Source organism: Rhodococcus sp. NPDC127593, from assembly GCF_042671975.1.
Taxonomy (GTDB): Bacteria; Actinomycetota; Actinomycetes; order Mycobacteriales; family Mycobacteriaceae; genus Rhodococcus_F.
In genome coordinates this window covers 259,171-267,703 of sequence record NZ_JBHXWI010000004.1, presented here as the reverse complement: position 1 = coordinate 267,703, position 8,533 = coordinate 259,171, and the positions used below count along the sequence as shown (strand labels likewise).

The 8,533-nt window shown below is 65.3% G+C and carries 7 protein-coding genes; 4 read left to right on the top strand and 3 right to left on the bottom strand.

Features of this window, described 5'->3' with window-relative positions:
• Positions 1 to 141: 141 nt before the first annotated feature.
• Positions 142 to 1,560: a DUF2252 domain-containing protein gene (locus tag ACFVJ3_RS05480; RefSeq protein ID WP_378451090.1), complete on the bottom strand. Its 1,419-nt coding sequence runs from the start codon at positions 1,558 to 1,560 to the stop codon at positions 142 to 144.
• A gap of 193 nt (positions 1,561 to 1,753) precedes the next feature.
• On the opposite strand from ACFVJ3_RS05480, the gene ACFVJ3_RS05475 reads away from it, so the two are divergent.
• The gene (locus ACFVJ3_RS05475; protein WP_378451089.1) at positions 1,754 to 2,575 is read left to right on the top strand and encodes a class II glutamine amidotransferase; all 822 of its coding nucleotides are present in this window, start codon (positions 1,754 to 1,756) and stop codon (positions 2,573 to 2,575) included.
• 11 nt (positions 2,576 to 2,586) lie between these two features.
• Here ACFVJ3_RS05475 and ACFVJ3_RS05470 read toward each other — a convergent pair whose 3' ends face one another.
• Positions 2,587 to 2,931, bottom strand: coding sequence for an amphi-Trp domain-containing protein (locus tag ACFVJ3_RS05470; RefSeq protein ID WP_378451088.1), 345 nt, complete (start codon positions 2,929 to 2,931; stop codon positions 2,587 to 2,589).
• A 151-nt stretch (positions 2,932 to 3,082) separates the two neighbouring features.
• Here ACFVJ3_RS05470 and ACFVJ3_RS05465 point away from each other — a divergent pair, with 151 nt between their 5' ends.
• Entirely contained in the window at positions 3,083 to 4,684 is a 1,602-nt protein-coding gene (locus ACFVJ3_RS05465; protein WP_378451087.1) for an MFS transporter, read from the top strand.
• Positions 4,685 to 4,731: 47 nt separating this feature from the next.
• On the opposite strand, the gene ACFVJ3_RS05460 is transcribed toward ACFVJ3_RS05465, so the two are convergent.
• Entirely contained in the window at positions 4,732 to 5,664 is a 933-nt protein-coding gene (locus ACFVJ3_RS05460) for a LysR family transcriptional regulator (RefSeq protein ID WP_378451104.1), read from the bottom strand.
• 213 nt (positions 5,665 to 5,877) lie between these two features.
• Here ACFVJ3_RS05460 and ACFVJ3_RS05455 point away from each other — a divergent pair, with 213 nt between their 5' ends.
• Both ACFVJ3_RS05455 and dctA read left to right on the top strand, forming a co-directional pair.
• Positions 5,878 to 6,972, top strand: a complete 1,095-nt coding sequence (locus ACFVJ3_RS05455; RefSeq protein WP_378451086.1) for a tartrate dehydrogenase — start codon at positions 5,878 to 5,880, stop codon at positions 6,970 to 6,972.
• A gap of 124 nt (positions 6,973 to 7,096) precedes the next feature.
• Positions 7,097 to 8,527 (top strand): C4-dicarboxylate transporter DctA, encoded by a 1,431-nt coding sequence (gene dctA / locus ACFVJ3_RS05450; protein WP_378451085.1) that lies wholly within the window; start codon positions 7,097 to 7,099, stop codon positions 8,525 to 8,527.
• Positions 8,528 to 8,533 lie beyond the last annotated feature (6 nt).

The window sequence follows — 8,533 nt, the reverse complement described above, 5'->3', positions numbered from 1 at the left end:
ACGCAGTATTAGTGGCTACATTTCCGAATCGATTTCCGTCGTCTTCTCAGGTCGATCATGCAATCTCCGCCGAGAGCTACCGCAACTTCGGTCTAGTGCGCACTGCTGCCGGAGGGTTCTCCGAGCGGGCGAACGAGCTGTTCAGAAACCGGTGGCTGCGACGATGCGGCCTCCGGCGACGGCCTCGAGCAGGGCCGCATGGTCTGCGGTGTTCTGCTCGGCGTAGGTCTCGGCGAATTCTGCTATCGCGTGTTCGAATTCGGTGTCGTCTCCCAGGTAGGCGGCGATCGCGATCCGGTCGCCGGCCCGCGCGTGCGCATAGGCGAGGACACGGGCACACAATCGCCCGTACAGCATCATGGTGGAGGGTGTCTGGGATTCGACCACCGCCGAACCCTTGCCGTCCCGCAGCTGGCGCACGTAGAAGTCCCGCTCGACGCCGTCGGGACCCGCACCACGTTCCCAGCCCAGGAAGATGTCGCTCGCGGCCTGCATCAGTCGCTGTCCACTGACCACCCGCTCGCCCTCCGTCGCGAACGACGGCCCGTCGACGTAACGCGACAGCACCGACGGACCCGCTTCCTTGACCTGGAGAAACAGCGGGTCGTCGTCGTCTGCTCCCAGCATCAGGATGATCCAGGTGCGGGTGCCCACACTGCCGACGCCGACCACCTTGCGGGCGATCTGCACCATCCGGAACTGGTCGTAGAGGACGCGCTGGTCCCAACGCAGAGACTGTGCATACACGTCCAGGCGGTGCCGTAAGTCTCGGTACAACGATTCGAGGTCCTCGCCCGCGTACAGCTCCTCGACCGGGACCAGCAGTGGCGGGTTGCTGATGATCCGCCTCTCACCGTCCACGACGGCGGTGAGCTTGGAGAGCGCTTGGACGCTGTCCCGGCGCCACGCCTTCTCCAGAGCCGTGCGGGCGCGTTTCGTCTGCGACTTGTCCAGCTCGTCTCGAAGCTCCACGAGTTCCGCTGTGGGCTCGATGTGGGAGTACCAGACGGCCAGGTTTCCCAGTTGCGCCTGTCTGGCAATGGTTTCGCGGTATTCGGCGACGCAGGCGTGGGTGATCTTCCTGCGCTTCTTGGCGCTGAATTCGTTTTCCTGCGCGGCGATCGCGAGGCTCGCGACCAGGCGTTTGACATCCCACTCGAAGGGACCGCGATGTGTCTCGTCGAAGTCGTTGATGTCGAATGCCAGCCGGCGTTCCGGGGTGGCGAAGATTCCGAAGTTGCTCAGGTGCGCGTCGCCGCAGAGCTGCGTGCGCAGGCCCGTGGTGGGCGAGTGGGACAAATCGTCGGCCATGATCGCGGCGGCACCACGGTAGAACGCGAAGGCCGTCGCCGACATGCGCCCGTACCGGATCGGAACGAGTTCCGCGACTCTCTCCGTCGCCTGCTTCGCGAGGAGGCCCACCGGGTCGCGCCGGTCGGCCACACCGTGCTCCGCGAGCGCAGCCGGCGGGGTGTCTCGGCGGGCGGCCGCCCCTCGTTGTGCGCGCTCGGCCCGGCTCGGATGTGCCACCTGTTCGTCGTGTTCTGCGGCGTTCGTCATCGGGCGGCCGTCAGATCCGCTGTCGGTTCCTCGGACATGGCTGCCTGCCTTCCTCGAGCGACGCGATATGGCCGGTTGGTTCCCATTCTCCTCCGCCCGGACGGCGTTGGCGGCAAATACCAGCAGGTTCGCCGGGAAAACGGGGGTGGGCTCGCCGGCGCCGTTCTGCTTGAATTGATGTATGTGCCGGTGGATGGCGTACTCGGGTGAGCCGATCCTCGCGGAAGACCTGTTGTTCCGCCCTGAACATTCGCTGATCGACCAGAGTCTGCACTCACGTCTCGGGGCGACCACCACGAATGGTGACGGGTTCGGTATCGGCTGGTACGGCGAAGGCAGTGAGCCGGCGGTCTACAAGAGCATCGAACCGGCCTGGAACGACAGCAATCTGCGGGAAATCGCCGGTCAGGTGCGAACGCAGATGTTGCTCGCTCACGTACGGGCTTCGACCGGGACGCCGGTGCAGCGCAGCAATTGTCACCCCTTCCGGCACGGGCGGTGGTTGTGGGTGCACAACGGCGCCCTGCGCGGTTTTCACGAGATCAGGCGCGACCTGGTGATGGCCGTCGACCCGACGCTGTTCTCCGACATCGAGGGGTCGACCGACTCCGAGGCCCTGTTCTACCTCGCTCTGACGTTCGGCCTCGTCGACGATCCGTTCGGTGCTGTGGCCCGTGCGGTCGGCTTCGTCGAGGATGTCGGGCGCACGTATGGGGTCGAGCATCCGGTGCAGATGACCGTCGCGACCACCGACGGTGAATCGCTGTGGGTCTTTCGCTATTCGAGTGAGCGGCAGTCGAGGTCGCTGTTCTTCTCCACCGAGGTCGCGAAGGTGCGCGCACTGCACCCGGAGGTCGAGGTGCTGCGCGAATTGAGCGGGGAGACCCGCTTCGTGGTCTCCGAGCCCCTCCGCGACCTCGAAGGCGCGTGGAACGAAGTGCCGGAATCTTCGGCCGGCGTGGTCCGACCCGGGGAAGACGAAATCCGGCCCTTCGAACCGATCTCACCAACCTGACTTGGCGCAGCTCACTTGGCGGTGCTCTTGCGGGGCCGCCCACGACGCGCAGTCTTGGCCGGCGGCGCAGTCTTGACGGGAGGCGGTGTCTCCGATTCCGGTTCCGCGTCGTCCGTGGATTCCTCGGACGGATCGTCGCGCCAACTGATTTCGATCTCGATCTCGGTTTCGTCGCCGTCGACCTCGATTTCCAGCTCCCACTGGACCCGGTCGCCCACGACGACCGAAATCGAGTCGCCACCGGAGCCCAGTTCCACCTCGGAGCCGCTCGCGAGGGCCTGTCCGAGCGCGATGAGCCGGTCGGACACCTCTTTCCGGGAGAGCTCGGACTTCCTCTTGATCTCCAGCTTGGGCACGGCGACTCCTCACCTCGGTGCAGTGTCTCATCACCGTAACCGTCGCGAGACCGGTGTCCGGATCGAACGATGACAAACACCGATGTAGCTTCGCCGTCCCCGCACACATGGGACACTCAGGGCAGCGGAATGGACGGACGGTGGGCCTCCTATGACCGAAGAACCGACTACCGGTGATTCCGAGCGGGCAGCGGGCCCCCGACGCGCGCTCGCGATTCTGCTGGCGATGGCGATGTTCGTGCTCGTCGTCGACACGTCGCTGATGAACGTGTCGATCTCGTCGGTGGTTCGCGACCTTCACACGACCGTCAGCGGCGTCCAGGCGGCGATCGCGCTCGAGGCGCTGGTATCTGCCGCGTTCATCCTGATCGGCGGCAAGGTCGGCGACCTCATCGGACGTAAGCGGGCGTATGTGCTGGGTCTGCTCGGCTACGCAATCGGTGCGTCGGCGATGGCACTCGCACAAAGCCTCATCGCGATCGTCATCTTCTGGGCTGTGCTGGGTGGAATCGGCGCATCACTCCTGTTGCCCGCGATGCAGTCCCTCATCCACGGCAACTTCGAAGGAGACGCTCAGAAGAAGGTCTACGCCCTGGTCGGGGCGGCGGCCGCGATCGCCGCTGCCGTCGGACCGCTACTCGGTGGTTTCATCACCACCTACCTCTCGTGGCGCATCGGATTCGTGCTCGAGGTCGTCATCATCGGGGTCGTGCTGTCCGGCATCAGACTCATCCGCGACGTCCCGTACACCGGACCGCGCGGCATCGACACGGTCGGTGCCGTCCTCTCCGTTCTGGGGATGGGCGGCATCGTGCTGGGAATCCTGGTGTGGCAGGAAGGGGGCGAATCCGTTGCCGCGCTCCTGGTGACCGGTGCGGTCGCGCTGGCCGGGCTGGCCTACTGGCTCGTGCGGCGCAAACGTGGCGGGAAGCCGGCACTGCTGGACCCGGATCTGTTCCGCTCCAAGATCTTCCGGCTGGGCATCAGTGGGCAGATGCTCCAGCAGATCGCCCTGGGTGGCACGATGATCGCATTGCCGATCTACCTGCAGATGGTACTCGAGTACAACGCGATGCAGGCAGGCTTGTCCCTCGCACCCCTCTCCCTCAGCATGTTCGCTGTGGCGTTGCTCGCGGGCAAGAAGGCGGCCGATCGGCGCCCGAGCAGCATCATCCGGTGGGGATTCGTGCTTCTCACGATCGGGATAGCGGTGCTGATCCCGATCGTGCCCCGGGCCGAGTTCGGCTGGGGCCTCCTGATCCCCCTGATGGTTGCCGGATCGGGGTTGGGTTTGCTGGTGTCTCAACTCAACAACTACACGCTCGCCCCGATCGAGGAGGAGCGGATCAGCGAAGCCGCCAGCGTCAATTCTGCGGCGGGATCGTTCGGTCTGTCGTTCGGGCTGGCGTTCGCCGGCGCCATCATGCTGGCAACGCTGTCCCTCACCTTCACGGCGATGGCGGAATCGAGCACCGTGCTCCCGCCGGCAGAGCAGCAACAGGTCGCGCAGGTGCTCGAGGACGACGCCCAGGTCATGAGCAACACCCAACTCGAACAACTGCTGGTCGACCAACCCCCGGAGATTCAGGACGAGATCATCCGCATCAACACGGACGCACGACCCCTCGCCCTTCAGGTCGCACTGCTCATCCCCATCCTCGCCGGCCTCATCGGGGTGTTCAATTCGTTCCGCATGAGGCGCATACCGGATCCCAGCCCGCAGAATTCCGGTGAAGGGACAGACCTGGGCTGAGTCCCCCAACGCGTCGAAACCGCACGGGTCGTGGGCACGACCGTCGTTCAGGAGTCTTGCGGGTTCTCCGCTGCGGGTGCTTCCCAGGCGGCCACTGTGCGTCCTGCGTACTTTCGTGCCTCGTCCATGAGCGTCCGTGCCGGTGGCGTGAGGTGGGTTCGGCGGCAGACTGCGGCGACGTGCAGGTAGGACTCGGGGACGATGCGGTGCACGGTGGCGCCGGCCTGCCTGGCCGACGGCGCCCACGACGACGGCATGACGGCCTGCCCGAATCCGCTGAGCACCATCGGCAGGATCGACGTCCGGTGGGCGACCTCGGCGACGATGGTGGCTGCGACGCCGCTGGCGAGGACCTCGTCGACGAGGGTTCGCATCAACGATCCACGCTGCGAGACGATCAGGCGGAAGCCCGACAATTCCGATCTCCGAATCTCCGGGCGGGCCGGCGTTTCGGCGCCCGGCCCGGAGATGAGGATCAGCGGCTGGCTTTCGAGCGCGACGACGTCGAGTTCGGGGGCACGCACCGCGGCGGGTGAACCCAGGATCCCGACCTCGCAGACGCCGGTGCGCACGGCGTGCAGAACCTCTTCGGGAGTGAACGCCGCCTCGGCATTGACGGTGACCGACGGATAGGTGCGGCTGAAGCTCGTGAGGATCGTGGTGAGGGGTTCGATCCCGGGTGACGGCATCGTGATCAGGTCCACGCGACCGGAGCGCAGCCCTTTCAGCGCATCGACGGACGCCTTCGCGTCCTCGAGATCGCGCAGCACCACGCGGGCAGGACCGACGAGCGTTTCGCCGGCGTCGCTGAGCACCAGCCGGCGCCCGACGCGGTGGAAGAGCGGTACCCCGAGTTCCCGTTCGAGCGCGGATATCGACTGGGACAGCGAGGGCTGCGCGATCAGCAGTGTTTCCGCTGCGCGGTTGATGCCTCCCTGATCGACCACAGCCAGGAAGTACCGCAACTGACGCGCATCCATCCGAACCCCTTCATTTCCGTCGATCTGCGCCGAACCCTCGACTGCGACCGTCGGCGACCTATGCGTGGACACTCACTCTACCTGCGAAAACACAACTCGATTAGGTGAAACCTATAAGCCGGATCGACTCTTGGTCATGGACGCTGCGCGATTGTGACGGGTTAATGAATGCATCACACACTGTGACGAGCACAACACGATGGAGGCAACGACATGGCACCGCAGACGTTCAAGATTGCATCGATCCCCGCCGACGGCGTCGGCAAGGAGGTCGTCGCTGCCGGACGGCGCGTGCTCGACGTCCTCGCAGAACAGTCCGGTGGGCGTTTCGCCTTCGAGTGGGAAGAATTTCCCTGGGGATGCGGGTACTACGAGCAGACCGGGAAGATGATGGCCGACGACGGCCTCGACACCCTGAAGGCATTCGACGCCATCTACTTCGGAGCGGTCGGATGGGAGAACGTCCCCGATCACATCAGTCTCTGGGGGCTGCGGCTCAACATCACCCAGAACTTCGACCAGTGGGCCAACGTGCGGCCCGTGAAGTTCCTCCCCGGTGTGCAGTCGCCGCTGCGCAAGGCCGACGACACCGAACTCGACTGGGTCGTCGTCCGGGAGAACAGCGAGGGCGAGTACGCCGGCCTCGGTGGACGCAACCTCAGCGGTCGCGGACCGGGCAACGAGGTCGCGCTGCAGACCGCACTGTTCACCGAGAAGGGCTGCGAGCGCATCATGCGGTTCGCGTTCGACCTGGCCCGCACCCGCACGGTGAAGAAGGTGTCCAGCGTCACCAAGTCCAACGCCCAGCAGTACGGCATGGTCCTGTGGGACGAGGTCTTCAACCGCGTCGCCCTCGACTACCCCGACGTCGCGACCGAAAGCGTCCTCGTCGACGCCATGAGCGCGAAGTTCATCCTGCACCCGGAGGACCTGTCCGTGGTGGTGGCGTCGAATCTCAATGCCGACATCCTCTCGGACCTCGGCTCCGCGCTGGCGGGAAGCCTCGGCATCGCGGCAAGCGCGAACCTCAACCCGGAGCGCCGCTTCCCGAGCATGTTCGAACCCGTCCACGGTTCCGCACCCGACATCGCCGGCCAGGGCATCAGCAACCCGATCGGCGCGATCGCCAGCGCCGCCCTGATGCTCGACCACTTCGGGCTGCACGACGAGGCACGCCGCGTCGAAGCCGCCATCGAAGCCGCCACCGCGAGCGGAGCACTGACCCGCGACATCGGCGGCTCGTCGGACACCGACGCCGTCACCGAGGCGATCGTGCACGCTCTGCAGACCGCTCTGACCCCAGCCTGACCCCAGCCCGCCTGCGCAGCCGGCCCGACTCGGCAGGATCTGCCGGGTCGGGCCCCCTCGAACGGTCGGTAACTCTCGGCCACCCCGTCTTCACACCTGAACACTCTCACCCGAGGTGAATGTCATGGAAATACCCAGCAGCGCAGCGAGTTACCAACCGGCGACTGTGAAGAAACCGTGGTACAGGCAACTGTACTTCTGGGTTCTCATCGCGATCGTGCTCGGCATCCTGGTCGGGTGGCTCTGGCCGGACACCGGCGAGGCGATGGAGCCGATCGGCACCACCTTCATCACCGCGATGAAGATGCTGATCTGCCCGATCGTGTTCCTGACGATTGTCGGCGGGATCGCGAGTGTCGCGGACCTGAAGAAGGTCGGGCTGACCGGAATCAAGGCGCTGACCTACTTCCAGGTCGGAACGATCCTCGCACTGCTCACCGGCCTCGTCGCGATCAACCTCTTCCGCCTCGGGGACGGGGTGAATGCCGACGCCGCCTCGCTGGAAACGACCGACTCCGCCAACAAACTGATTCAGACCGGTGAAGAGAAACAGTGGTGGGAGTTCATCACCCACCTGGTCCCGGACAGCGTGTTCGGCCCGTTCGTCGAGGGCGACATCCTCCAGGTCATTTTCCTCGCCGTCATCTTCGGTGTCGCCATCAACGCGGTGGGACAGATCGCCGCCCCGATCCGGGACGCCGTCGAACGCCTCACCGCGGTGGTCTTCAAGGTCCTGAGCTTCATCATGAAGCTCGCACCCCTCGGTGCGTTCGGCGCCATGGCCTTCGCCATCGGCAAGTACGGTGTCTCCACCCTCACCAGCCTCGGCAGCCTCATCCTGCTGTTCTACGCCACGTCCGCGTTCTTCGTCTTCGTGGTCCTCGGATCGGTGATGGCGTACCTGCGGCTCAACATCTTCCGGATGCTCGGCTTCTTCAAGGAAGAACTCCTGCTCATTCTCGGTACCTCCACCGCCGAGCCCGCGCTGCCCGGTTTGATGCGGAAGCTCGAGTACGCCGGCGTCAAGAAGCCCACGGTGGGTCTCGTCGTGCCCACCGGCTACAGTTTCAACCTCGACGGGGCCGCCATCTACCTCTCGCTCGCGGCGCTGTACATCGCGCAGGCCACCAACACCGACCTGTCGATTCCGCAGCAACTCGGCCTCCTCGGCGTCATGCTGCTCACCTCCAAGGGCGCCGCAGGTGTCGCCGGAGGCGGATTCATCGCGCTGACAGCAACATTGAGCACCCTCGGCACCATCCCCGCGGCCGGCATCATGCTCATCTTCGGTATCGACAAGTTCATGTCCGAATGCCGCGCCCTGGTGAACTTCATCGGCAACGCCGTCGCCACCCTGTTCGTCGCCAAATGGAACCACGAACTCGACGTCGACCGCGCCCGCCGCGTCTTCTCGGGCGAGGTACTTCCCTCACCCGACGGTGACGTCGAGAACGACTTCGACATGGAGATCCTGGAACAGGAACCACGGCCTGAACGGATCGACCACGAGCGACTCGACGCCGCGACAACGCCCGCGCACTCCGCACAGCGATGACCGCAC